Annotated in this window: 15 protein-coding genes and 1 tRNA gene; 11 read left to right on the plus strand and 5 right to left on the minus strand. The window is 61.7% G+C overall.

All coding sequences use genetic code 11. The features are described 5' to 3' along the window. Positions 1-120 precede the first annotated feature (120 nt). The gene (locus tag AB4N41_RS23140) at positions 121-2,109 is read left to right on the plus strand and encodes a peptidase U32 family protein (protein WP_150740958.1); all 1,989 of its coding nucleotides are present in this window, start codon (positions 121-123) and stop codon (positions 2,107-2,109) included. Between the two features lie 114 nt (positions 2,110-2,223). Here AB4N41_RS23140 and AB4N41_RS23145 read toward each other — a convergent pair. Then, positions 2,224-2,298, minus strand: a tRNA-Gln gene (locus tag AB4N41_RS23145). Positions 2,299-2,605: 307 nt separating this feature from the next. Here AB4N41_RS23145 and AB4N41_RS23150 point away from each other — a divergent pair. Further along, on the plus strand, positions 2,606-3,640 hold the full coding sequence (locus AB4N41_RS23150) for an alpha/beta fold hydrolase (protein ID WP_056789584.1): 1,035 nt from the start codon (positions 2,606-2,608) through the stop codon (positions 3,638-3,640). Positions 3,641-3,860: 220 nt separating this feature from the next. On the opposite strand, the gene AB4N41_RS23155 is transcribed toward AB4N41_RS23150, so the two are convergent. From AB4N41_RS23155 to AB4N41_RS23165, 3 genes are all read right to left on the minus strand, one after another. After that, on the minus strand, positions 3,861-4,871 hold the full coding sequence (locus AB4N41_RS23155; RefSeq protein ID WP_191636952.1) for a GlxA family transcriptional regulator: 1,011 nt from the start codon (positions 4,869-4,871) through the stop codon (positions 3,861-3,863). A 115-nt stretch (positions 4,872-4,986) separates the two neighbouring features. Beyond that, entirely contained in the window at positions 4,987-6,147 is a 1,161-nt protein-coding gene (locus AB4N41_RS23160; RefSeq protein ID WP_150635122.1) for a radical SAM protein, read from the minus strand. A gap of 118 nt (positions 6,148-6,265) precedes the next feature. Continuing rightward, on the minus strand, positions 6,266-7,159 hold the full coding sequence (locus AB4N41_RS23165; RefSeq protein WP_252876409.1) for a LysR family transcriptional regulator: 894 nt from the start codon (positions 7,157-7,159) through the stop codon (positions 6,266-6,268). Between the two features lie 113 nt (positions 7,160-7,272). On the opposite strand from AB4N41_RS23165, the gene AB4N41_RS23170 reads away from it, so the two are divergent. The 9 genes from AB4N41_RS23170 to AB4N41_RS23210 all read left to right on the plus strand — a co-directional run bounded on the left by AB4N41_RS23170 (position 7,273) and on the right by AB4N41_RS23210 (position 13,940). Beyond that, a complete protein-coding gene (locus tag AB4N41_RS23170; protein WP_041480136.1) occupies positions 7,273-7,671 on the plus strand; it encodes a RidA family protein in 399 nt (132 codons plus the stop codon). A gap of 157 nt (positions 7,672-7,828) precedes the next feature. Beyond that, positions 7,829-8,692 carry a putative selenate ABC transporter substrate-binding protein gene (locus AB4N41_RS23175; RefSeq protein WP_041480134.1) on the plus strand — a complete coding sequence of 288 codons (864 nt, stop codon included), beginning with the start codon at positions 7,829-7,831 and terminating at the stop codon, positions 8,690-8,692. Then, on the plus strand, positions 8,689-9,486 hold the full coding sequence (locus tag AB4N41_RS23180) for a phosphonate ABC transporter ATP-binding protein (RefSeq protein WP_252876410.1): 798 nt from the start codon (positions 8,689-8,691) through the stop codon (positions 9,484-9,486). Before AB4N41_RS23175 ends, AB4N41_RS23180 begins: the two co-directional genes overlap by 4 nt. Continuing rightward, positions 9,480-10,307: a PhnE/PtxC family ABC transporter permease gene (locus tag AB4N41_RS23185; protein WP_150635119.1), complete on the plus strand. Its 828-nt coding sequence runs from the start codon at positions 9,480-9,482 to the stop codon at positions 10,305-10,307. Before AB4N41_RS23180 ends, AB4N41_RS23185 begins: the two co-directional genes overlap by 7 nt. Continuing rightward, positions 10,304-11,071 (plus strand): phosphonate ABC transporter, permease protein PhnE, encoded by a 768-nt coding sequence (gene phnE / locus AB4N41_RS23190; RefSeq protein ID WP_016774956.1) that lies wholly within the window; start codon positions 10,304-10,306, stop codon positions 11,069-11,071. The genes AB4N41_RS23185 and phnE overlap by 4 nt, the downstream gene beginning before the upstream one ends. Before the next feature lie 178 nt (positions 11,072-11,249). Then, positions 11,250-12,929 (plus strand): MFS transporter, encoded by a 1,680-nt coding sequence (locus tag AB4N41_RS23195; protein WP_252876411.1) that lies wholly within the window; start codon positions 11,250-11,252, stop codon positions 12,927-12,929. Positions 12,930-13,037: 108 nt separating this feature from the next. Beyond that, complete coding sequence (locus tag AB4N41_RS23200) at positions 13,038-13,256, plus strand: hypothetical protein (protein ID WP_252876412.1); 219 nt, start codon at positions 13,038-13,040, stop codon at positions 13,254-13,256. Positions 13,257-13,486: 230 nt separating this feature from the next. Beyond that, the gene (relB, locus tag AB4N41_RS23205; protein WP_056789559.1) at positions 13,487-13,681 is read left to right on the plus strand and encodes a type II toxin-antitoxin system RelB family antitoxin; all 195 of its coding nucleotides are present in this window, start codon (positions 13,487-13,489) and stop codon (positions 13,679-13,681) included. A 37-nt stretch (positions 13,682-13,718) separates the two neighbouring features. After that, a complete protein-coding gene (locus AB4N41_RS23210) occupies positions 13,719-13,940 on the plus strand; it encodes a type II toxin-antitoxin system RelE/ParE family toxin (protein WP_252878180.1) in 222 nt (73 codons plus the stop codon). A 56-nt stretch (positions 13,941-13,996) separates the two neighbouring features. On the opposite strand, the gene AB4N41_RS23215 is transcribed toward AB4N41_RS23210, so the two are convergent. Further along, positions 13,997-26,482, minus strand: a complete 12,486-nt coding sequence (locus AB4N41_RS23215) for a filamentous haemagglutinin family protein (protein ID WP_252876413.1) — start codon at positions 26,480-26,482, stop codon at positions 13,997-13,999. Positions 26,483-26,596 lie beyond the last annotated feature (114 nt).

Below are 26,596 nucleotides of genomic sequence, written 5' to 3' on the forward strand. Positions count from 1 at the left end.
GTTATGCATTGCCTCGTATTGTGCTAGGTCCTTCGTACCTGATATCGGCACGCTGATGCCGCCCAGGTGTTTCACAGGTACAATGCGCCCCTTGCCCGTGACCGCCTGACTAAAAAAACTATGTCCTTGCCCAAGCATCACCTGGAATTGCTCAGCCCTGCCCGCGATGTCGCCATTGCCCGCGAGGCCATCCTGCATGGCGCTGACGCCGTGTACATCGGCGGCCCGAGCTTCGGCGCACGCCACAACGCCTGCAACGAAGTCAGCGAAATCGCCGAACTGGTCGAGTTCGCCCGCCGTTACCACGCGCGCATCTTCACCACCATCAACACCATCCTGCACGACAACGAACTGGAGCCGGCGCGCAAGCTGATCCATCAGTTGTACGACGCCGGCGTCGATGCGCTGATCGTTCAGGATCTGGGGGTGATGGAGCTGGACATTCCGCCGATCGAGCTGCACGCCTCGACCCAGACCGATATCCGCACGCTGGAGCGGGCGAAGTTCCTCGATCAGGCCGGTTTCTCCCAGTTGGTACTGGCCCGAGAACTGAACCTGCAAGAAATCCGCGCCATCGCCGATGAAACCGACGCGGCCATCGAGTTCTTCATCCACGGCGCGCTGTGCGTGGCCTTCTCCGGCCAGTGCAATATTTCCCACGCGCAAACCGGCCGCAGTGCCAACCGAGGCGACTGCTCCCAGGCTTGCCGCCTGCCGTACACCTTGAAAGACGAAAAGGGTGGCGTGATCGCTTACGAAAAACACCTGCTGTCGATGAAAGACAATAACCAGAGCGCCAACATCCGCGCGCTGGTCGAAGCAGGCGTGCGTTCGTTCAAGATCGAAGGTCGCTACAAGGACATGGGCTATGTGAAGAACATCACTGCCTATTACCGCCAGCGTCTGGACGACGTGCTCGAAGACCGCCCTGACCTGGCCCGCGCCTCCAGCGGCCGCACCGTGCATTTCTTCCTGCCCGACCCGGAAAAGACCTTCCACCGTGGCAGCACCGATTACTTCGTCACCGATCGCAAGATCGACATCGGCGCCTTCGATTCACCAACCTTCACCGGGCTGCCGGTCGGCACGGTGGAAAAAGTCGGCAAGCGTGACATGCAGGTTGTCACTCACGAGCCGCTGTCCAACGGCGACGGCCTGAACGTGCTGGTCAAACGCGAAGTGGTCGGCTTCCGCGCCAACATCGCCGAGGCCAAAGGCGAGTTCGAAGAAGACGGCGAGAAGCGCTACCGCTACCGCGTCGAGCCGAACGAAATGCCCGAGGGCCTGTTCAAGCTGCGTCCAAGCCACCCGTTGAATCGCAACCTTGATCACAACTGGCAACAGGCGTTGCAGAAGACTTCTTCGGAACGTCGCGTAGCCCTGAGCTGGTTCGCCCGCCTGCGCGAAGAACAGTTGGAAGTGACCGCGACCAGCGAAGAAGGCATCAGCGCCAGCGTCACGCTGAACGGGCCGTTCGGCGTTGCCAACAAGCCGGAGCAGGCGCTGGAGCAACTGCGCGACCTGCTTGGTCAGCTCGGCACAACCCAGTACCACGCCACCGACGTCAAGCTGGATGCGCCGCAAGCGTTCTTCATTCCCAACTCGCAGCTCAAGTCGCTGCGTCGCGAAGTGATCGAAGCGCTGACTGCGGCGCGTGTCGCCGCGCATCCGCGTGGCAGCCGCAAGGCCGAAACCACGCCGCCGCCGGTGTACCCGGACTCGCACCTGACCTTCCTCGCCAACGTCTACAATCAGAAGGCCCGCGACTTCTACCACCGTCACGGCGTCAAGCTGATCGACGCGGCGTACGAAGCTCACGAAGAGCCAGGCGAGGTGCCGGTGATGATCACCAAGCACTGCCTGCGTTTCTCCTTCAACCTGTGCCCGAAACAGGCCAAAGGCGTGACCGGCGTGCGCACCAAGGTCGCGCCGATGCAGTTGATCCACGGCGATGAAGTGCTGACGTTGAAGTTCGATTGCAAGCCGTGCGAGATGCACATCATCGGCAAGATGAAAGGCCACATTCTGAACCTGCCGCAGCCGGGCAGCGTGGTCGGCCACATCAGCCCTGAAGACCTGATGAAAACCATCCCGCGCGCACCGCACTGAGTGACAGGCGTGCGCGGTGCTTCGGCATCGCGCACGCCTGCTTGGCTCCAAACGCGGTAAATCGCAGGCATAAAAAAACGCCAACTTCTTGCGAAGTTGGCGTTTTTTCGTAGATGGCAGGGGCGGCTGGATTCGAACCAACGCATGGCAGGATCAAAACCTGCTGCCTTACCGCTTGGCGACGCCCCTGTAGCTCTGATCAGCGGCTCCGTTAGGATCGCTGTGAGAACGGGGCGCAATTTAACAACATTCATTTCATTTGGGAAGCCCGAAATAAAATTTTTTTTGTTTTAAAACAGCCACTTATTATTTTCGCGCGAAAACTCACCGTTTCATCGCCATGTATCACACTGTGTACGCGCCCCGCTGCTACACAACCCAATGCAAAAACGCTCTCTGGCGACACAGAGCAGATACCTCGCCACGCTTCAATGCACCCAGGGTTTCAAGGGTTCATCCAGCCCCTTGGCCACAGGCTCGCAAAGGAGACGTCAGCATGAAACAGGCTCTGCACACCTCTAAAATCACCGCCGCGCTCGGCTTGTCAGTCCTGGCGCTGTCACTGTTCGGCGCCGTCGGCAGCGCTCAGGCGCAAACCACAGAACCCGCCGCCGTCAGCTATTCCGCGCCCTCGCCCTTCGGCCCGCTGAAGCACATCAAGGCTGGCTTGCTCGACGTGGCCTACGCCGAAACCGGCCCCGCTGATGGTCCAGTGGTGATTCTGCTGCACGGCTGGCCCTACGACATTCACAGCTACGACGATGTCGCACCACTGCTGGCGGCCAAGGGTTATCGCGTGTTGATGCCGTATGCGCGGGGTTATGGCGACACGCAGTTCCTGTCCAAAAACACCCTGCGCAACGGCCAACCGGCGGCGCTGGCTAGCGACGTGATCGACTTCATGGACGCACTGAAGATCAAGCAAGCAGTGCTGGGCGGCTACGACTGGGGCGCGCGTTCGGCGGACATCGTCGCGGCCTTGTGGCCAGAGCGCGTCAAGGCGCTGGTGGCGGTCAGCGGCTACCTGATCGGCAATCAGGCCGCCGGGCAAAACCCGCTGCCGCCGAAAGCCGAATTGCAGTGGTGGTACCAGTTCTACTTCGCCACCGAACGCGGCCGTGCCGGCTATGAAAAGAACACCCACGACTTCGCCAAACTGATCTGGCAGCTGGCTTCGCCACAGTGGAAGTTCGACGACGCCACTTTCGACCGCAGCGCCCAAGCGTTGCAGAACCCCGATCACGTCGAAATCACCGTGTTCAACTACCGCTGGCGGCTGGGCCTGGTGCAGGGCGAGGCGAAATATGCCGCGCTGGAAGAAAAATTGGCTACTGCGCCTTCGATCAGCGTGCCGACGATTACCCTGGAAGGCGACGCCAATGGTGCGCCACATCCCAAGCCTGAGGACTATGCCAAGCGTTTTACCGGGAAATATCAGTTCCGGTTGATTGAGGGTGGGGTTGGGCACAATTTGCCCCAGGAAAGCCCGGCGGCGTTTGCGCAAGCTGTAATCGATGCTGATCGTCTCTGACAGACCCACCCTCAATACCCCTCACCCTAGCCCTCTCCCGGAGGGGAGAGGGAAATGATTGGGGGATATTCGAGATTTACGCCGACCTGAAAGCGCTGTATTGAATCCAAAGTCGACGTCCATCTTTCAGGTCGATGTACAGCGCAAGATACCTCGGTCGGCTCCCTCTCCCTCTGGGAGAGGGCTGGGATGAGGGTTTTTGGGGATTGCACCGGTCGATCTATTTAACCAGCCGTTTTTCCTTCGAAGGCCGATAACCAAAATACGAGCTGTAGCACTTGCTGAAATGGCTCGGTGAAACGAAACCACACGCCACCAGCACTTCCACCTGCGACAGCTCGGTATGTTGCAGCAGGCGCCGTGCTTCGGTGATGCGCAGTTCCAGGTAATAGCGCTGCGGCGTGGTGCCCAGTTGTTCCTTGAACAAGCGCTCGAGCTGGCGCCGTGAGCGGCCGGCGTAGACCGCCAGTTGTTCCAGCTCCAGCGGCTCTTCGAGGTTGGCGTCCATCAGCTTGATCACTTCCCGCAACGGCGCGCTGACGCAGATGTTTTCATCCGGTTTGATTCGCCGGTAGCGCGATTCCTCGAACGCCAGAATGTCCTCGACACCCTCGACCAGCGCCTTGCCGTGCAGGCTTTTGATCCAGTCCAGCGCCATGTGGAAAGCCCCCGATGGGCTCGACGCGGTGAGACGGTCGCGGTCGATCACATAAGGCTCGCTGCTGACGTGCGTAGCCTTGGCAATTTCCGTCAACGCGGGGCGATGTTCCGGGTGAATCGCGCAACGGTAGCCGTCGAGCAACCCGGCGCGCCCGAGAAACCACGAACCGTTCCACAACCCGGCCAGACTGACGCCCCGCTCCGCCGCGAGTTTGAGCAAGTGCACAAACCCATCGCTCGCTCGCAGTTCAGTGCGATAACCGCCGCAGACCACCAGCAGATCCAATTCCTCGAGCGCTGCTGAGTCCAGACGCGCATCGGGGCGGATCACCAGCCCCAGGTCGCTGATGACCTCGCCCTCACCCAGCCCGAAGGTGCGCGAGGTAAACAGCCCCGGGCGCAACAGATTGGTAGTCACCACGGCGTCCAGCGTCTGCGTAAAGGCCGGTAGCGAAAAGTGTTCGAGCAGCAGAAAACCGGTGCGCGTCAACTGCGCGTTATCGCTTTGCTCATTCAGATAGCGGAGGTTTTTCCCCTTCATGCCTCCGCTGAATTGGCGTCGTTCGGTCAAGTTTCAATCCATCGGTCACATTGTTGTGCGCCGATAGTTGGCCGGAACCGGTAAAGAGTCAATCACGTCATCAGGCCACACCTTCAAACAACCCATGGCCGTCGCCCCGGGTATCTCAAACGATCGTATTCAACCCCGCCCCGAGCCGACCTTCGAGGCGCCCAAACAGGACGTAGTGTTGATAGCCACTGGAGAAGGCGCCTGTGGCGATTGCAGTCTTTACGTCGGCATTGAGGCGCAAATATTGCTCCTCATCGAAGTGCTCGGCGCTGACTTCACCTGTACGGCCCAGACGTTCGCTATCGATCGGCTGTTCGAGAATCGTGCGTCGTTGAAAGTCGATGATGCGATTGACCGCATGACTTTCCAGCGGCCCCTTGTTGGGCGATGCGGAGTAGATGTGCAGACCGTTCTTCGCGCAGCGGTTGCACAAGTCCACGCAGTTCTTTTGCGTGGATTTGCGACTCATCAATTCCTGTACCGGCATGTCCAGATACTTGCCGACGCTGTATTCCGCCTGATTGAAAATCGTGCAGCACAGCACGGTATTGCCATTGCAATCGAGTACCAGCCAATCATCTTTCAGGGTGCACGCCTGTTTGGGGTATTGCTTGACCAGATTGACCAGGTCTGCATACGGTGGCAACGCCAGGCGCTTGAGGGTTTCCCGGTCCGTGTCGGTGACCGAGGCATCGTCTTCGACGATGGCGAAGGTTTTTTCCAGCGGCATCATCACCGAGTAGCCGGTGGAGAAATTGAAACCCAGGCGCTCGCTGAACTCGCGCATCAGCCCCTCTTCTTCGAGGTTATCCAGATAGCGGTGGTAATAGACCTCGATAAGCGTATTCAGGCCGTGACGCTGCTTGAGGTCATGCAGCTTGATCATGTTCTGCTTGACCACTTCGATGTCGCCGCCGACATGCCCTTGGCGGTAGGTATCCTGGTGAAACCCGGACAGGGAAACACGGAAGAACCAGGGATTGGCGAGCATCGCGCTTTCAATGTTCTTGGCCAGGTTAAGGTTGGAGCTGATGCCGCTTTGCAAGCCAGCTGCGTTGATGATTTCGACGAACTCACCAATGCGCGGGTGAATCAACGGCTCGGTCCAGTTGTACAAGAAGATCGCCTTGACCCCTTCACGACGTGCCTTATCGACAATCTGCGTGAACATCTCGAGCTGCATGGCTTTCTTGAAATTGGCATTTTCCGAATTACCCATCGGGCATGACGGGCAGCTCAGATTGCAGGCGCCGACGATATCGATGTACATATTCATTACGCGCATAGCTCCTTGGGTCGAACGTGCGCCTCTCATCACGAGCACGTTCGGGTCGTCGGGTTGGTTGTTTTTCTGACGACCTGCCTTCACGTAAAGCAATAAGCGCACCAGAGCCCTACGCCATTAACGCCACAATCCAGTCGATAAACACCCGCAATTTCAAGCTGACATGCCGGTTCGGCGGATACGCGACGTAAAGCGGCATGCTTTCCAGGCGCCAGCCCTCAAACAACGGCACGAGCTCGCCGCGCGCGACATGCGCATCGGCCATATACGTCGGCAACCACAGCACACCCATGCCCGCCAGTCCCGCCGCCAGATAGGCATTGCCGTCATCCACCGCAAGCACATGCCGACCCTTGATCTGCAGGCGCTCGGTGCCATTGTGCAACGTGTACGGAAGAGGTTTACCAGTGCGAGCCCAAAGAAACGCGACCACCCGATGATGGGAGTCTTCCAGTTCGCGTGGATGATCGGGCGTACCTTCGCGAGCCAGATAAGCCGGCGCGGCAAATACCCCCAAGGGCAGATCGGCGAGCTTGCGCGCCATCAGCGATTGATCGAGCAATTCACCGCCGCGCACCACGCAATCGACGTTCTCATCGATGATGTCGACGATGCGGTCGCTGACGCCCATGTCGATCTGAATGTCCGGGTAGCGCGCATGAAACTCCGGCAAGGCTGGCACCAGAATATGCCGCGCGAACGGGCTCGGCACGTCGATGCGCAAGCGCCCCCGTGGCCGTGCGGCGGCACCGGGAAGGCTGGTTTCGGCGTCGTCCATGTCGGCCAGCAACTTGATCACCCGCTCGTAATACGCCGCACCATCGGCGGTGACGTTGACCTTGCGCGTGGTGCGATTGAGCAGCTTGACCCGCAGCCGCGCCTCCAACTGCTGCACCAGTTGCGTCACCGTGGTCTTGCTCATGTGCAGGGTTTCGGCAGCTTTGGTGAAACTCCCCGCCTCGACCACCCGGACAAAGGCCTGCATCGCATCGAACCGGTCCATCCGCGCCTCTCGATTGTTTGGAATTTGCAAACAGTGAACGCCAAGCTTGCGCGTTTATCCAGCAGCTGCAAATACCTAAAGTCACTCCATCAACCACTGATGGAGTCAGCCCCATGTCCAAGCGCGATGTAGTGTTCCCACCCGCCCGCCACGCCCTGTATGAACGTCACCGTTACTCGCCGGCGATTCGCTCCAACGGTTTCCTGTTTGTCTCCGGACAAGTCGGCAGCCGTGAGGATGGCTCGCCCGAGGCCGATCTGCGCGATCAGGTGCGCACCGCCTTCCACAACCTCAACGCGATCCTCGCTGCGGCCGGTTGCAGCTTCGATGATGCGGTGGATGTCACCGTGTTCATGGTCGATCCGCACTCGACGTTCGAAACGATCTGGACTGTGGTGCCGGAGTTTTGGGGCGAAGCGCCGTTTCCGACCATCACCGCTGTCGGCGTGACCTGGCTGGCGGGTTTCGATTTTGAAATCAAGGTGATTGCCAAACTGCCGGAAGCGGCTTGACCGCAACCGTACACAAACAGACACACCGCGCCGGCACGGAGGCTGGCCAATCTCCTCGCGAATGCGTATAACCTCGCCGTTTCGTCTACCCTGACGTGGCGCGCCGCCCGGTAGCGGCTGCCCTTCGAATGTTGACGCTTACGAAACGGAGAATTCTATGTTCAAGCGTACCCTCGCCCTCACCGCCGGTCTGGCCCTGTCCTTTTCTGCCCTGATGACGCAAGCCGCTGATGTCCTGCGCGTCAGCGCGATTCCCGACGAAGCCCCGACCGAGCTGCTGCGCAAGTTCGAACCGCTGGGTGCCTATCTTGAGCAGCAGTTGGGCATGAAGGTGCAGTTTGTGCCTGTCGCCGATTACCCGGCGGTGGTTGAAGCGCTGGCCACCGATCGCCTCGACATGGCCTGGCTCGGCGGTTTCACTTTTGTGCAGGCTCGTTTGAAGACCGACGCCACTACACCAGTGATCCCGCTCGTGCAGCGCGAGCAGGATGCGCAGTTCACCAGCAAATTCATCACCGCCGACCCGAACGTGAAAAGCCTCGCCGATCTGAAGGGCAAGACCTTCGCCTTCGGTTCGGTGTCGTCCACCTCGGGCAGTCTGATGCCGCGTTACTTCATGCTGAAGAACGACGGCATCAAGCCTGAAGGCTATTTCAGCCGTGTCGCCTACTCCGGCGCGCATGACGCCACCGTTGCCTGGGTGCAGGCCGGCAAGGTCGACGCTGGTGTGTTGAACGCCAGCGTCTGGCAGAAACTGGTCGACGCCGGCAAGGTCGACACCAACAAGGTCAAAGTCTTCGCCACCACCCCTACCTACTTCGATTACAACTGGACCGTGCGCGGCACCCTTGATCCGAAGCTGGCCGCGAAGATCAAGCAAGCCTTCCTTGACCTCGACCCGGCCAATCCTGAGCAGAAGAAGATCCTCGATCTGCAGGCCGCCAGTCGCTTCATCGAGACCAAGCCCGAGAACTACAAGGGCATCGAGGAAGCCGCCCGCGCCGCCGAACTGCTGAAATGACCCTACGCCTCACCCAGGGCAGCCTGCGCCATGCCAATGGCGTCGATGCCCTTCGTAACATCGACGTGCAGATTGGCGCTGGCGAACAGGTCGCAATCATCGGCCCGTCCGGCGCTGGCAAGTCGAGCCTGCTCAATCTGCTGGCCACCGCGCTCAAGCCCAGCAGTGGCGACATCGAAGTGCTTGGCGAACGCGCCTGGCACTTGTCGGCGCACCAGCGGCAGCGCCTGCGTGCGCGCATCGGCCTGGTGCATCAGGCGCCGCCGATTCCGCCGCGTCAGCGGGTCATTACGGCGGTGCTGGCCGGCAAGCTCGGTCAGTGGAGTCTGGGCAAAAGTCTGCTGAACCTGCTGCATCCGCTGGATGTGGCGGGCGCTCGCGCGGCGTTGGCGCGGCTGGATCTGGGCGACAAACTGTTCGCCCATTGCCAGCAGTTGTCCGGCGGGCAGTTGCAGCGCGTCGGCATTGCGCGGGTGCTGTATCAGGCGCCGGAAATATTGCTCGCCGACGAACCTGTCTCGGCCATGGACCCGGTGCTTGCCGGCCATACGCTGTCGATCCTTTCGCGCCATGCCCGCGAGCACAACGTCACGCTGGTGGCGAGCCTGCACGCGGTGGATCTGGCGCTGGAACACTTTCCACGGATCATCGGTTTGCGCGACGGGCAGATTCTTTTTGATTGCCCATCCGATCAAGTTAGCCGCGACAAGCTCGATGCGCTGTACGCCAATGAACAACTGCAATCGCCAGCGCCGGCGGTCGCGCCTTTGATCGTGCAGATTCCGCGATGCTGAAAGCTGATTCACGGGACCCTGCGGCGTGGCCGCGATTGTTGCTGACGCTGCTGGCGCTGGCTTTGCTGTGGCCGGGCATTCAGCTCAGCGAACTGGACCTGGGCGTGTTGTTTCAGGCCGATAGCCAGAACGAAATGGGCCGTTTTGTTTCGGCATTCTGGCCGCCGGCGCACGATCAAGCGTTCCTGCAACTGTTGCTCAAAGCCACCCTGCAAACCCTGGCGATTGCCACAGCGGGCATGGCCTTGGCGTTGCTGCTGGCGGTGCCGGCGAGCCTGATCGCCAGCCGCGCGCTGTCGCTCTCGGCGGCGTCCCGGGGCGGCGTGCCGAGCCTGCCCGGGCGTTTGCTGCGCTGGCCGGTGCGTGGCTTGCTGATCTTTTTGCGCAGCGTGCCGGAGATCGTCTGGGCGCTGTTGTTCGTCCGCGCGGTCGGCCTCGGCCCGGCGGCTGGCGTGCTGGCCATCGCCATCACCTACAGCGGCATGCTCGGCAAGGTCTACGCAGAAATTTTCGAATCCACCGACCAGCGCCCGGCGCACGCATTGTTGCAGGCCGGCAGCGGTCGACTGGCGGCGTTTGCCTACGGCACGCTGCCGAATGTCGCCGCCGAACTTCTCTCGTACACGGTGTATCGCTGGGAGTGCGCGATCCGTGCCTCAGTGGTGATGGGCTTTGTCGGTGCCGGTGGGCTGGGGCAACAGATCGACCTGTCGATCCGCATGTTCGCCGGCGGTGAAGTCGCCAGCATGTTGCTGACGTTCCTGCTGCTGGTGCTGTGCGCCGATCAACTCAGCCGCTTGCTGCGCTGGAGGCTGGCATGAGGCGCCTGATCAACCTGCTGCTGCTCGCCGCCATTGCGGTCGCGGTGGTCGCCTCTTTTGCCTATCTGGAACTGGATCTCGCCGAACTCGGCAGCGCCAACAGCCTCAAGCAGATGGGCAGTTATGTGCAGCGTTTTCTAAGTCCCGACTTGAGCGCCGGTTACCTGAAAGCCATTGCCCACGGTTCACTGGAAACCCTGGCCATGTCCGCGTTGGGCACCCTGCTTGCGGCGCTGTTCGGCATCGTTCTCGCGCTGCCCGCTGCCGGGCGTTTCGGCTGGCCGCTGCAAAGTGCGGCGCGCCTGCTGCTCAACGGCTTGCGGGCGATTCCAGAGCTGGTTTGGGCCGCGCTGATGGTGCTCGCCGCCGGTCTCGGCCCGAACGCCGGCACCCTCGCCCTTGCCCTGCACACCACTGGGGTGCTCGGTCGGCTATTTGCCGAAGCATTGGAAAACACTCCGCCACAACCGGCCGAGGCGATCCGTTTGCAGGGCGGCAATCCGATCCTCGCGTTCTGCTACGGCACCCTGCCTAACCTTGCCCCGCAACTGCTCGCCTACTGCCTGTATCGCTGGGAAAACAACATCCGCATGGCCAGCGTGCTGGGCTTTGTCGGTGCTGGCGGCCTGGGCCAGATGCTGTATGTCAGCTTGAGTCTGTTCCAGGAAGCCCAGGCCAGTACGGTGATTCTGGCGATGCTGTTGCTGGTGTTTCTGGTCGATTGGTTGAGCGCCTGGAGCCGGCAGCGTTGGGTCAAAGCGTAGGCCGAGTGGATATCTGGCAAAAGCTGATTATGCTTCAGGAAACCTTGCAGCCCTGCGAGGCGGTCAGACTGTGCAAGCTTCACGCTAGAGCAACGGCGGCAGATGCCAACGGGCCAGAGTGCGACAGGCAGTAACGGGGGACTCCGGCCTACAACAATAAGCACGACGGAGAACACCCATGGCCACAATCGACACAGCATCCACCGGCACACCGCCCCGCAGCGGCGGTATCACGAAGGAGGAGCGCAAGGTCATCTTCGCTTCCTCGCTGGGCACGGTTTTCGAGTGGTACGACTTTTACCTCTACGGCTCACTGGCGGCGATCATCGCCAAGCACTTCTTCGCCGGCGTCAACGAAACCACCGCGTTCATCTTTGCCCTGCTGGCGTTTGCCGCCGGGTTTGCGGTGCGGCCGTTCGGCGCCATCGTCTTCGGGCGCCTGGGTGACATGATCGGGCGCAAACACACGTTTCTGATCACCATCGTGATCATGGGCGTGTCCACAGCAATCGTCGGTTTGCTGCCCGGCTACGCCACCATCGGCGTCGCTGCCCCGGTGATTCTGATCACCCTGCGCTTGCTGCAAGGCCTGGCGCTGGGTGGTGAATACGGCGGCGCGGCGACCTACGTAGCGGAGCACGCACCACGCAATCGCCGTGGCTTTTTCACTTCGTGGATTCAAACCACCGCCACCCTCGGTCTGTTCATGTCGCTGCTGGTGATTCTCGCCTGTCGCACGGCGCTGGGTAACGAGGCGTTCGAGGCTTGGGGCTGGCGGATTCCGTTTCTGCTGTCGATCATTCTGCTGGCCGTGTCGGTGTACATCCGCCTGCAACTGAGCGAGTCGCCGGTATTCCAGAAAATGAAGGATGAAGGCAAGGCCTCGAAAGCGCCGCTGACTGAATCCTTTGCACGCTGGGACAACCTCAAAGTGGTAATCATGTCGCTGCTGGGCGGCACGGCCGGGCAAGCAGTGGTCTGGTACACCGGGCAGTTCTATGCGCTGTTCTTCCTGTTGCAAACATTGAAGATCGACGCGCAGACCGCCAACCTGCTGATCGCCGGATCGCTACTGATCGGCACACCGTTCTTCGTGATTTTCGGCAGCCTGTCCGATCGCATCGGGCGCAAACCGATCATCATGGCCGGGTGCATTCTCGCGGCGCTGACTTACTTCCCGATCTTTACTGCGCTGACCCAGTACGGCAATCCGGACGTGTTCGTCGCTCAGGAGAAAAACCCAGTCAAGGTGATCGCCAGCCCCGAGCAGTGCTCGTTCCAGTTCGATCCGGTGGGCAAGGCCAGATTCACCAGTTCCTGTGACTTGGCGAAAACCTTGCTGGCGAAACGCGCGATCCCTTATGAGAACGTTGCCGCCGAACCGAACAGGGTGGCGCAGGTGCGCATCGGTGACCGCGTCGTCGAGAGTTTCGAAGGCAGCGCCCTCCCCGCCGCCGACTTCAAGGCCCGCAACGACGCCTTCACCGCCAACCTCGGCGCGGCGTTGAAGGAAGCCGGTTACCCGGAAAAAGCCGACCCGGCGAAAATCAATTACCCGATGATGCTGCTCCTGCTCACCGTGCTGGTGATCTACGTGACCATGGTTTATGGCCCGATCGCCGCGTGGCTGGTCGAACTGTTCCCGACGCGCATCCGCTACACCTCGATGTCGCTGCCCTACCACATCGGCAACGGCTGGTTCGGCGGCTTCCTGCCGACCGTGGCGTTCGCCATGGTCGCCGCCACCGGTGACATCTACTACGGGCTGTGGTACCCGATCGTCATTGCAGTGGCGACGGCAATACTCGGCACGTTCTTCCTGCCGGAAACCAAGGATCGCGACATTCTCAAGGACTGAAAAAAGCCGCAGCGCCCTCTCCTGCCGGAGAGGGCCTCGCAGCTGAAAAATTTCGAACGTCTGCCGCCGCGCTGTCTCCAATGTGTACACCCACAGGAGGCCAGCGCCATGAACCCCAACGACGACAAAACTCCCAACGCCCCACCCACCGATGCCAACGGCAAACCGGTGAACGTGGTCGAGCGCGATCTGCAGGACCGCGACGGCAAAACCGAAGGCGTGGACAAAATCATCACGCCGTCTTCCACTCGGGTCAAAGAGCAGGAAGCTGAAGAGCTACAGCGCAAAGTCGATGAGATCGAGCGTAAGGTTGCAGACGGTAACTGAGTGCAGCGTGGCTGTGGCCGCGGCTTTGAGCGGCGGCTGTCAGCCCGATGACCAAAAGCTGATTTCCTACAGAATTGAACTACACAGCTGATCGACTTCACGTGCATCACAAGCGAAGCGTCTGACAGATTTGCATAGTCTGTTTGCGGATGATGTCTCCCTCGTCCCGCCAGTGACGACAACGAGCCCACATCCCCTTAGACTGCTTCACATTGATCATGGAGGTCATGATGAGCGCTGAACTTTCACTTATCGTTTCAGACTTCGAAACCGAAGAAGAGGCTGCGGATTACGATCTTTGGTATCGCGCCAAGGTACAAGCCGCACTTGATGATCCACGTCCGCCTATCCCCCACGATGAGGCAATGGTGCTGCTAGGTCAGATGCTGGAAGAGAGACGCAAGAATCGACGCGCTGCCGGTTAGCTGGAGTAAACCGGCTCTTGGAGACCTGGCTGACATCATCGAATACGTAGAACAACGCAACACTGTCGCTTCAGTTGCACTGCACCAAAGGCTCAGCGCCGCAGCGCGAAGGCTTTCCTGGATACCGCATGGTTTCCGCTCCGGCCGAATACCGGGCACTCGCGAAATGGTCATCAACTCGAATTATTTACTGGTCTATCAGGTGACAGACCACATCAAAATTCTGACCGTGCTGCACGCCCGAAAAAAATATCCATAACCATTCATAAAAAAAGGCGGCCAACCGGCCGCCCAAACGTACTGCACGAGAGTCTTTTACAACGTCAGCTGCCCACGCTCCTCTTCGGTCAGCTGCTGCTTCGCCTGTTCATCCAATGCCCCGGCGCCGAGCACCTGCACCGGGCTGTCCGGGTTATAACCCGTCGCTGGCGCGCGACTAGCGCCATCACGCGACGGCGCCAGTTGCTCGTTGCCGAAACTGAGCACCTGCACAGTGAACACCGAAGCCTGGTTCTGCCGCGCCGCTGCCTGTTGCTGCCGGGCGACGTCTTCCGCCGCTTGCGTAGCGGAGGATGCCGCCGAACTGGCCGAGGTGATTGCGCCGGTATTCACCGCGGACACCACCGGCACGCCGGTCGCTTTGCCCTGCACCGAAATGTTCGCGGCGTTGACCACCGTCAGCGCGGCGATGTTGACGTTGCCCGACACGCGAATCCCCGCCTCGCCGGCATCGATGGTGCCCAGTGGCGCGATCAGGTCGATGTTGCCCGGCGCCACTTCGGCGATCGGGTTGAGCGTGGCGATACCGGCGCCGGTGCTCGGCACCGACGGCGACAGCGTGACGTTGCCCCAGGTGTCGTAGACACGTTTTGGCGGTGTGTAGACCACGGTGGTTTTCGAGCCGCGACCGGCGTTGATATCGCCCTCGGCGGACCAGCCGAGAATCGAGCCGCCGAAGGTGGTCATGATCCGGCTCTGGCCGAGCAGGATGCTGCCTTGCGAGTACAGCTGAATGTCGCCCGAACCCTGAGTAATGATCCCCGCCGTCGACGGCGGCGCCGCGCCTTCGATGCCGAACACCTGACCACCGCCCGGCGTGAGCATCTGGATATCGCCGCCAAACAGCGTCTTGACCCCGGCGCCGCCGTACATCGTGATATCGCCGTCGTAGCGAATCGGATTGCCGGCGACATCAGTGGTCGGGAACAGCGCCGCAATGGCGTTGCGACCGCGCAGGTAACTGCCAGTGCGTGGGCCATCAGCATCGGTGTATTCCAGGCCGCCGGCACGCAGTTCGGCGAAGTACACCTGGCGGGCGAAGATCGCCTGTTCGGTACTCGGCAGTGCGGCGAAGAACGCTTGCGCCTGTTCGTCGCTACCCTTGAAGCCATAACCCAGGCTCAGCCAGCTCTGCAGTTCTTCGACGAAGGTCTTGACCACTTTGCCCGGTTGCGCGCTCAGAGCCACCGCTGAATCCGCTACGTTTTGCGGGTTCAGATAACGCGCAATGAACCGTGAGTAATCCGGCCCCTGCGCGCCCGCACCCGCTTGCATCACGACGCTCGCACCGGGACGCTGATCGCCTGCCACGACAGGACCGAGGCTGGTGATGCTGGCGCGATCTTCCATCAGGATATTGCGCCCGGCATTGACGTCCAGAACACCCGGGCCGGCAATGTCGAAGCTGCTGTAGAGAATGTCTCGCCCGGCCGAAACCCGCGAAATGTCGCGCGCATCGTTATGCACGAACAGATTGCCGGTAGACGCGATCTGTTCGTTATTGCGACTCATGCCCCCAACGGGCGCAAACGTGGGTTGCCCCAAATTGGTACCGGACGCCACGATGTCACGCCCCGCCACCATCCACACCGGGCCTGCCGATTCATACCAGGTGCGCTTCGTGGTCGCGAACGCCAGCGTTTCGCCCGTGCGAATTCCTACCAGGTCACCGGTCAGTGCATAGAAGCGCGCCGGCCCCTGAACACTGCTAGACCCCGAGTAGCTATCGGGACCAAAGGCAAAAAGTGGATAGCGCGAATTGGTTTGCGCCAGCACACCATCGCTGCCGGCGTTGGTCGTGATCGGCCGAGCGGACTGGTTGTTGCCGTAGCCATTGAACGCGGGTGCAAACGGTGTGGCGAGCGCCGCTGGGCTGGCCCCTGACTGGTTGATGGCGTAGCCGCCGGCATAGATCGAATCCCCAGCGATCAGTTCAAGCTGCCCCGCGCTGGAAGGTGCCAACAGCAATGACCAGGCCAGAGCCGGCGCCGGGTTGCCTATGCCGTAGGCCGCTGATGGTCCCGCATAAATCGAGCCCTGGCCGGCCACGGCACGCAATATCGAAGGAAAGACGAAGCGGTCATCGGTCGGTGACCCGTTAAGCCCGGCGACGGGGTCCTGCCCGGTGGTTTCCATCAACTGGGTGCTGGGCGTCAGGTTGCCGCCGGCCGAGAACAAATCGATGGCCGTGTGATCGGTCCACAGCGAGAAACCACTCAAACCGCCACCGGCATGGTAAATGCCATCCGCCGTGGTAAACGGTGTGGAGTTCTGCAACCTCACGCGGCCCGGATCGGCGGCGCCGCCCAACACCAGATCGCCGCGGGTGTTGAGGCGCATGCCGGAGTCACCGGGAATCAGCACCAGCCCACCACTGGCATTACTGGCCGTCGAGTTGAACGGGTCGAAGGCGCGCGTTTCCCGTGGGTCATGAAACAGCGCCGAGGCGCCGTACTGAAGATTGATACCGCCCAACGCGGCGCCCGTCAGTTGCGCCGCACCGCGCAGGTTGATGAGCGCGCCCTGCAAGTCGTGCGTCGGCGTGCCGGTACCCGCCAGGCCGGCACGTGCCTGCAGAGACGGATTAAGGACACCGCCCAGACGAATATCCAGGTCTCCGCCACCGGTCAGTTGCAGGTTCCCGTCACTGTCCACGCGGCCCGTACTGCCGACAGCCACGATCAACCCCTGACTGCGAGGGTACGACGCATACCTGTCGTCGCCCATGGCCTTGAGCATGCCAGCATCCCCGCCGGCGCTCAGACTGATGTTGCCGCCGCCCAGCGTACCGAACCCGGTAAAGCCCACCAGATAAGGTCTGGTTTCCTCGCCCAGCGCTGGCAATGGCTGCGCAGCGTAGCTGCCGAAATTGATCCACCAGGCAGTCGGTACATCGTTGTTGCCGGTACCTTGGCGCCAGAGCCAATTGCCCACCGCCACACTCGGCACCTGCTCCCGCGTACCGTCGCCCGTGGCGACCGAGCGACGGCCAAGCACGTCACCCGACACAGACCCGCCGGCATTGATCGTCAGGTTACCGCCCATCTGCGGATACCAGGCCTGATAGAGGCTGGCACTGCCGCCATCGACCCATTTTTCGTAATCGCTGCCAGCGCTGCCCAATACCGAGCCATCAGCCGACAGCCTTCCGCGGGGCTGGTTATAACGCGCGTCGACGTCTGCCGATTGGGTGCCGGCGGTGTAGACGCCGAAAGGTGAGGCCATGCTGAGGTTACCGGCCGCCATCAAATCCAGGTCGCCGGTGCCAGTACGCAAAACGCTGAACATCTGCGTGTGGGCCTGGGCGCTCTTGCTCGGATTATTTTCAATGCACAGTGCCGGGTCGATGGAGCACCAGAACAATTCGTCATCGTTCATCGGTGTGTAATCCGGCATGCCCATCCAGTTGCCAGGCGCCCACACACTGCGCGCCATGGGCGCGCAAGAACCGGGAGCGATATCACAGAGCACAAGGTATTCCTCGGGAACCGGTTCGTACGGTGTAAAGCCATACTCGTTATCCACCGCCCAGACCAGTTTGCCGGCCACCTCGATCATGCTCACACCATAGTGAGTGTCGGCCATCTGCAAGTTGCCAACGCTGGCCTGAGGTTTCACGCTACGGCTGTCGGCCGCGGTCAGATCGGCCCCTGCCACCATGCGCATCGACCACGACGCACTGCCCGCCGGCAGCATGCTGGCGATCGCCCAGTTTCGACCTTGCTGGTTTCCATTGGCAGGACGCAGGTCGAGGAATACCGTGCCATCGGCGAGCTTCACGTTGGTCATGGAGGGGATCAGCGAACCCCGCAACAGCGCCAACGTTCCGTTCAACACGACACCCACCGTTTTATTGTCGGCATCAACCGCACCCGGCAGCGGCACGCCTTTGGGCCAGAGCAGGGCCTGCAGTGCGGTGGCGTTGTTCAAGCGAATACCTGCACCCAAACGACTGCCGGCCGGCAGGGTCACAGCGTTGTCGAGCAACGTACCGGCGGCATACATCAGGTTACCCGCCGCGTCATGCACATCGCCGGCCAGCACCGTTCCACCCTGTAACACGTAAGGTGCGGCCAAAGTGCTCTGAACCGGCAACACCGTGCCCGCGGCCAGTGTGGCGGCTTGAATCGGCAGGTCGTAATTCAAGGTGGCGCCAACCGGAAAGAGCGTCCCTTCGGCAAGGCTGACACCACTGCCCGGTACGATCAGGTCACCGCCGAAAGGCTGTATCCCCGGCAACAGTTTCCAGCCGGCGTCGTCCACGGTTTCCGGCGGCGGTGCGAAACCGTCGTTGATGCTGCCGTAGATATCGAGGTTGCCACCGGCACGGATCAACAGGCTGCCCGCTTCCCCGCTGCCATACACCGAGGTCCGGCGAGTGTGCGGGTTGAGGCTGGCGTAACGGTAGCCGGACAAGTCGAGATCGCCCTGCACTACCAGATCGCCGTCAGCGGTTTTGCTGACGATTTCCACCCCCGGGCGCAGATGAAACGCATCGGCATAGGTCGCATTGTTGAGGCCGGCCAGTTTGCGTTGTAGCAGATCACTGTTACCCAGCGCCGCATCGATAAAGCCGCTGCTGTCTGAGTGAATGCGATCCAGGTAGGCTTGATCGATCACTTGATACGGGCGACCGCTGGCCGCCGGATCGGTGCCATCGGCAGCATCACTGTAACTTCGCACGGCATTCAGCCCGATGGAGCGGGCACCTTGGATACTCAACGTACCGCTGGCATCCACCGCAATGTCACCGCCGCCCAGACGCGGTGCATTCAGCTCCAGCGTCCCACGCAACACGTCATCGCGTTGTCCCGCCTGGTTTCCAGGCACGGCATCGGTGCCGTGACGCAGATCAATCCGTACACCAGCGGCCAGCGTGAGCACGCCGTCACCTGAATTGAGTTCAACCATGGCGCGGTTCGGTGCGTCGATGATTTTGCCGTAGCTGTCGACGCGCAGTACGCGGCCATGGGCATCGAGCAGCGCGTTGCCTGTCAGGTTCAAACCGTTTTTGCCGGCAAGGCGAATGCTGCCGACCCGTTCACCACTGGCATCGATCACCCCGTCCACGGTCAGGTTGCCGTTGTCCACCGAGACATTGACTTGGCCCGCTTTGAGTTCGTTACCGATACGCAGATTGCCCTGCTTGAACTGGAAGCTTCGACTGCCCACTACCCCGCCGGCATTCAAGCGCAGGTTAAGGCTGGCAAAGGCCTCGCTCAAATCACCCGCCAGGCGCTGGGCGCGAATGTCCACGCCAGCGGCCTTGTACGGCACCCACGTACCGCCCGCGTCGTAATAGCCACTGCTGCTGCCGACAATCTGCCCTTGCAGATCAACCTGTCCAGCGTCAGTGGCCAGGGCCACAACGTTCAATTGCCCGGCCTGATTGTTGACGGCGGACAGATCGATTCGCGAGCCCGCCAACTGACGAATATTGCCGTTGTTGCTCTGCAACGACACGTCGCCGCCCCAGCTGTATTTCTGTACATCATTGAACGGCAGAACCCGGCCCGCCATGTCCACCTGCGCGCCGCTGCCAAGCAGCAGATCATCCTCGGCATTGACCAGCAGCTTGCCGCTGGCGAGGACGATGCGACTGTCGAGCACAACACTGCGTGCCGTCAGGCTCAGTTGCGCACCGAGGGCATCCGCGGCAGCCGTTGTGGCGCTACCACTCAGAGTCAGGTTGTTGCCCGCCTTGAGTTCACTGACCGAGGCGGCCTCGCCGGTCAGCAATGGCGTGCGCAGATTGAGATTGCCGCCGCTGTAGCTGAACCCCTTGACCGCGTCATAAGCTCCTTGGGATTCGTACACCGCCAGACTGCCCTTGTGGTTGGCGGTGATGCGCTCGCTGGCGTTGAAGTTGACGTTGGCAAATCCCAGGGCCAGTCGGTTATTGCGATCCAGGCCATTGGGCTGCGGGTTCGGGCCATAACCCAATTCGATCCGCTGCGCCTGAATATCCAGCGTGCCGTGCCCGTTGCCGGCGCCGTCCTTGACCACCGTACCCGGGGCCTGAGTCGCCCCGTTCCAGATCAGATTGCGGGTGCGGATCGTCGCGACATCGGTGGCAGCGCCCGAGCCGTAGATAGCCGGGCTACCCAACACCAGATTCTGCAAACGGCTCTGGCCGGTCTGCGGATCAATGGTGTCGAGGGTCACGCTGCCGAAAAAGTTGAACGCATCGCGGGCCACCAGACTCAGGGTTTCCAGCGCGGGGGCGCCAGATTGCGTGTCGCCCTGCAACAGGCGATCCAGCACGTTCTGGTTAAGCGTCAGGCCCGCGGGTGTGCGGCCGCTGGCTGCGGCCAGTGCTTGCGGACTGCCGGCATTGACCACACCGACCGAAAGCCCGAGTTGGCGAGTGCCAAAGCGCACGCTTTCGCCCAGTTCGAAGTCTTTGTCAGTGGCGGCGATGATGCTGCCGTTGGAGTACAGCAACGCCGCAGCGGTGCAATCGGCCGTCGGACAGTTGCCGATACGAATGCTCCCGCCCCCGCCATCGGTGGGCGCAAGCACCGGCGTCCAGCCGTTGGACACCACCAGCAGGCTGGAGCGCCCCGGTTCGTAGACGAAACCGGCTGCGGCATCATACGGGACGTTACCTCGCCCCAAGGTATTGACCCCCGCTCCCGCATCGATGGTGATGCCGCCATTGGCGCTGTTACTGCTCAGCACAACCTCTGGCGCCGAGAGGACCGCGCCCTCGCGCAGACGAATCGCCGAGGTATTGCCGATCACCTTGATCGAGCCGCCCTCCGAACCGTAATACACGGTTGGGGTGCCACCGATGGTCAAACGTCCGGCATTCAAGCGGTTGAGGGTGTCGGCGTACAGCGATACACCGTCAAACCCTGGCGTTCGCGTATGCCCGGCACCGAGAATTTCAAACTCTGCGCCGGTATAACCGCCCTGAACGACCGCCGTACCAATGACCCCGCCGCTGGCAGGTTTGAACAGCACCTGCCCGTTGAAGTCCAGGGCTGAGTCGTGCTCGCCGCCACTGACCATGCGCAGGTGCAGCGTGTTGCCGTCCAGCGGTGTGCGGGCGCGCGGCAGACCGCGGCGGGCAGCATCGTTGAGCACAAATTGGCTGAACCCGGTTTCGTTGTACTGTGAATAGCGCCGCAGCACATCGGCAGACGTCACGATGACCTGGCTGGGCAAACTGTCGCGGATACCGGTGTTGGCAATCGACAGCTGTCCGGCCGTGGTCCACGAGCCATTGCGCAACTTCAACGCACTGTCCATCGGCCCCGCAATCGCTTGACCATTGATTTCGACCCGCAAGGCGCCCGGTAACAAGGCAAAGGTCGATGGCAACAAGGTGTAGGTGCCGGGTGCCAGTCCGGCAACGCCGGTCCCGAGGGTGATCTGCTGGCCGATACGCGGGTCGACCGCGCCGGCCTCGGCCAGCATCGGCGCATAGCGGCTCTGGTCACCGGCCACGATTGCATACACGGGGTTATTGGCCAGCCCCGGCAAACTGAAGGTGCCATCGGTGGCATTGCGTACCAGCGGATTGAAACGCGCGTCGGTGGAGCCACCTCGTCCGGAGACAAAACCGGCACCGCGCAAATCGCCGCCGCCCGAAAGGTCGATCACCGCCCCGGCCTGCACATTGGTGTATTGCGCATCAAGGATGACCCCGGAGGTCGCTCCGGCAATGCCATTCAACATCACCGACTTACCGTTGTACCGATAGTCGATACCGTCGGTGGTTCCTCCATAGGGCATGACCAGTCCGGCGGCGCTGACTGAAGTCACGCTGCCCGGCAGAAGGTGAAGTTCACGGGTTTTGACAATGACGTCATCACCCAGGGATATCAGCCCCAAAGGCGCACGAATGACGCCGCCCTGCTCGATCTGTCCCGCACTGAGTGTCAGGCTGCCGAACACCGAGTAAGGCAAAGCGGTCGGCGCCGCCCCGTGATTGCCGATACGCAACGTATGCTCCGGCACCGATCCGGCCATACTTTGATAGCCCACTCGCACCTCAGCCGAGACGCCACTGGCCGGGTAGATCTGCGCAGCCCGCATGTGCATGTCACCCGCAGTCCACAGACGGCTGCGCTGCTGTTCATCGGTTGGCGCGAGGAAGCGCAGGTCGCCCTGGCTGTCGAGCGTGACCAGACCAAAGCCACGGCGGCTGACCGCCAGCGCCGGTGCGGTCGATTGCACGAGAGTCCCTTCGGTGCCGAATGAAAGCGAGTTGCCCACGTCCAGCAGGTTCGCGCTGGCGGTGAATTGCGCGCCGGACAACTGCGCTGTCGGATTGCTCATCACCCGCGGACGCACTTTGACTTCCGAGCTCAAATAGGTGCCCAGCCCTGACAGGCGCAGGTAAGGTGCGCTGAGGTTGACCCGGGCGCTGTCACTCGCCGACTCGGCCAATGAAAGAGAACCGGCGAACAGGCTCAGGCCCTGCCCCATATGCAGGTCGACATCGCCGTCGAACGTCATCAGACCGTTGCTCAGCAGACTCACGCTGCCGAAGCCACCGCTCATCAGCTGATCGGCACTCAAGCGTGTACGCCCGTAGCGTAAAAGTGGCGAAGCCTCACCCGCTCGCAGCGGCTGCGGCAGTGCCGGCGCTGGCCCTTGGCCAATGATCATTTCACGCGGCACGCGCACCGCATTGCTCAAGTTCGCGGGACCGTACGCCGGTGTATCCAGAGCGATCTCCAGACGCCCGCCCGCCGCACCTGCACCGCCAGCATTGGCCTGCAGACTGCCCTCGATGAACAGACCATTGTAGGAACTCAGGGTGATCCGTCCGCCATCGGTGGCCACACGAGCGGGGCCTTGCCCACCGCTATCGAGCACGGCTTGCGCACCGGACGCTTCCAGTCGCGCACCTTGGCGGATGATGACGTAAGCATCGGCAGCGGTCGCCGTGATTTTCTTCACATCAATCTCGCCACCGACAATGATCGAGCCACCCTTGCCAACCTGGCCGTAGACGCGGCCCAGCGCATCGACAGCGGTCGCTGCCCGACCGGCGACATCGATCAAGGCATGTTCACCGATCCAGATCGAACGGTTGTGCGGGGTCGGATCGGCCTCTTGCAAGGACGTCGCCACATCAATCGCGCCGAACTGCTGTTGACGGATATCGACAATACCGCCCCAGGCGTTGAGTTCACCATCAAGCGTGATCTGGCCTGCCCCGCGCAAACCGATGCGCTGGCCGGGATCGACACTGATCCGTGAGCCTTCGCCAATCGACAACGGACTGCTGGCGGGATCAATCAAGCCAGCAAGCGTCGCGCCGGCCTGCAATGCGACAGAAGCGCCGGCCCTTTGCGTCAAGACGCGCTTGAGCGGGTCTTCCTGAAATAACGCGGGCGTCCATAGCTCCAGCGCAGCGCGCGGCGACATACCAGACACAATGGTCGAGGCGGATTCGCCAAATCGATAGACCGGCATCTGCACATCGATCGCGCTTTGCGCGGCGACCTCCAGCCCCTTCAGACCGATGATGTTGTAGGCGCTGAACCCCGTGCGGAACAGCTCCGGCGTCAGGCGCAGGGTCTGTTCTTCGGACACTTCGCCGGAAGCGCCGATCCGCACCTTGCTGGCCTGCACGGTCAAGGTGCCGCCGCCGTTCACGCCATAGCCCTGCACCTCGCCATCGAGCACCATGCGCGATAGGCCTGGCGCACTGTTGGCGCTGGATTCAAGCGTCACGTCGCCACCCTTGCCGCCACGCGTCTTGCCGTTGGCCAATACCGCACCGCCCGACGAAACGTCGACCAGACTGCCACTGGCCAGCAGAATGTCGCCGGTACTGCGGATCGACACCGTCCCGCCATTGAGGTACGCCAGGCCGCCCGCGTCGTCCGGGTCACTCGACAGGTTGCGCCACAGACCGCGCGTCTGCAGCTGCACACCCTGCGCAACCGTCACTCGCGCTTGCTTGCCTGCTGAAACCTGGAGACTGGTGTCATCACGCCGATCGGTGGCGAGCTGGTTCAAAACGTTGCCCAATTGCAGGCTGCCGCCTTGCGCAATCAGATCGGCATTGACCTGCACGTCAGGGCTGAACAGGGTGATGTTGCCACCGTGATCCACCGTCACGCCTTCATTGACTTCAATCGTGTTTTTCGCCGAAATCTTCAGCGCGCCCAGCGCGAAACCATTGAGCAGCCCGGCATCGAGGAACAGTTTGCCTGCGCGTTCTGCCGCGACCGCGTCGGTCAGCCCTGCGTTCGCTACGCTGGCATGCGCGCCCCCCACTTGCACCTGATCGAGCAACGGGTCGAGTTGATAGAGCAGGCCTGCACTGGCAGCGACATAAGCAGCATCGTAACTGCCAACCACCAACTGCCCTCGCCGCGCCCGGGCGGTCTGGGTCTGGGCATAGCCGTCCAGACCTGCCCGCGGTGCCTGGATTTGCCGTTCGCCCTGAAATACCTCACCCAACAGCTGGCCTTCCAGCACGGCGTTGCCCGTGGCGATCACCAACTGGCCGGCATCCCGGCCAACGGTGTAACCCGCTTCCTGACGACGCGCCGGCGCGATCAGCGGGCTATAGAAATAATCCGTCTGGCCCCAGCGCTCGCTGTGACTTTCGTAACCTTTGTAAAGACCGTTGTAGAGAATATCGCCCGGCGCACGCGACACTTCGTATAAGCGCCCGTCCGCACCGCGCAGCCAGCTCTGGCGAATCTCGCCGCCCTGCACATCAAGCGTGCCGCCGGACACATTGATCAGCGAACCTTTTTCGCTGATCACGTCCTTTCCGGAAAACCGCACCTCACCGCCCTGCGCCATCCATTCACCAACGCCATGGCCCTGAGTGCCGAGGTATCCGCCGACCTCCAACAACCCACCGGCGGTGTACCAGCGGTCGGTGGCGTAACCGTTGGTGCCCGCCGGCACGAATACCAGCTCACGGACATCGACCCAGATGTCGTTACTGTTGAGCGCGCCGCTCTCGCGATTGACCGGCGCATCACGCTGCTCGTTGCCCTGGACGTTGATCTTGATGTTGTTGTTTGCCATCGCCACTTTGACGCCGAGGGCGCCGGACACGTCGATCACCGCCCCCTCGCGCAATAGACTGCGCTGTCCGGCGGCAACCGCCACCTGCCCACCGGTGGCAAGGGTGATCGAGCCGCTTTTGAATTCGACGGTGCCGCCGCTGCCGATGTCGATGCGTGACTGATCGCTGCGGATCCGGTTGTTGGCATTGACGCCGGTCAGCGCCGCCTCGCGCTGGCTGTCTAGGGCGGTGAGATCACTGCTGTCGAGCAGAATCGCACTGACGCCATTTTCGCCCAGGGTCACACGGCCTTGGGCATCGCTGGCCGGATTGAGCAGATGCACGGTGCCGCGCGTCGCCACCGAAGTGCTCGCCAGCAGCACACCGTTTTGCACAACATCGCGGCCGGTCAGGGTGATGTCGCCGGTGGATGCCTGGATCAGGCCGGTGTTGCTGACTTTGCCCGAGCTGTCAGCCTTGAAACCGGGAATGACCTCACTGCCGAAGGTGGTTGAATAACCATTGCCGTCGGTGCCCGAGCCCTTGCGGATATAGAAACGGTCCCCCGCACCCAGCACCGTCTGACCTTTGGCCGTACTGATCGAGCCGTCGTTCTGCACGTCCTGGCCGAGCAGCAAGGTATAGCCGCCGGCGTCGGTGGAGAGCGCAGGTTGATGCGTTTGTATGGCTGCGCCACGCTCCACCAGGACTTTGCCAGCAGCGTCGGTAAAGGTTGGCTGACTGCCGGTGCTGTCGAAATACAGACCCCGATCGCGAAATTGTGCATCGGTCATGTTCGCGGCTGCCGCTACCAGATTTCGCACATTGACCTGGCTGCCACCGCTGAAGACGATGCCGTTGCGGTTGATCAGCATCACCGTGCCGTCCGCTTTGATCTGCCCCTGAATCTGGCTGGCTCGTGCGCTCGGATCGTTGACGCGATTGAGCACCGCCCAGTTGGCCTGCTGGGCAAATTCCACTGTGGTATTGCGGCCGACGTTGAACGTTTCCCAATTGAGAACCGCCTTGTCGGCGGTCTGCTCGATCTTCACCGTGGTCTTGCCGTCGGCCTGGGTTTGTTGCGGGCCTTTGGCGTTCATCCAGCCCTGGCTCAGGCTGTTATCGACCTTCAGGCCGCCCTCGCCCAATCCGTCCGGAACCACTTGCACACTGCCCAATGCGGCGGCACGTCCAGCGGCTTGTGCGGCCTGCTGAGCGGCAATCGCTGCCACGGTGTTATTGAGCGTCTGCAAAGAGCGCTGCAACTGCTGGCTGGCCCGTTGCTGCTGTGCCAGCGGTGGGGTCATCCCCGGCAGACCGCTCCCACCCGGACGCGACGCCGAAGCCTGCTGCGCTGCGCCCTTCGCGGCAAACCAGGTGGAACTGAACGCTGTCGCCGCCTCGGCACTGCCCGCCACCAGACACAAGGCGACGGCTTGCGCCAATGGCTTGAGCAGCCACTGTGCGGGATCGCCCGCGCCACGTTTGATCGGCCGGATACGGTTACTGTGACGGGAGGTGCGAGCAAGCATCACTACAGGTCCTTTTGGGTGGCAGGTCGGATCAGCCCTGCTGTTACGACATAGGCAGTTGGCGAGCCTCACGACCGAACGGATGTCACACAAACTTCATGTTCGAGGAGTAAA

Source organism: Pseudomonas sp. S2_A10 (genome assembly GCF_054668465.1).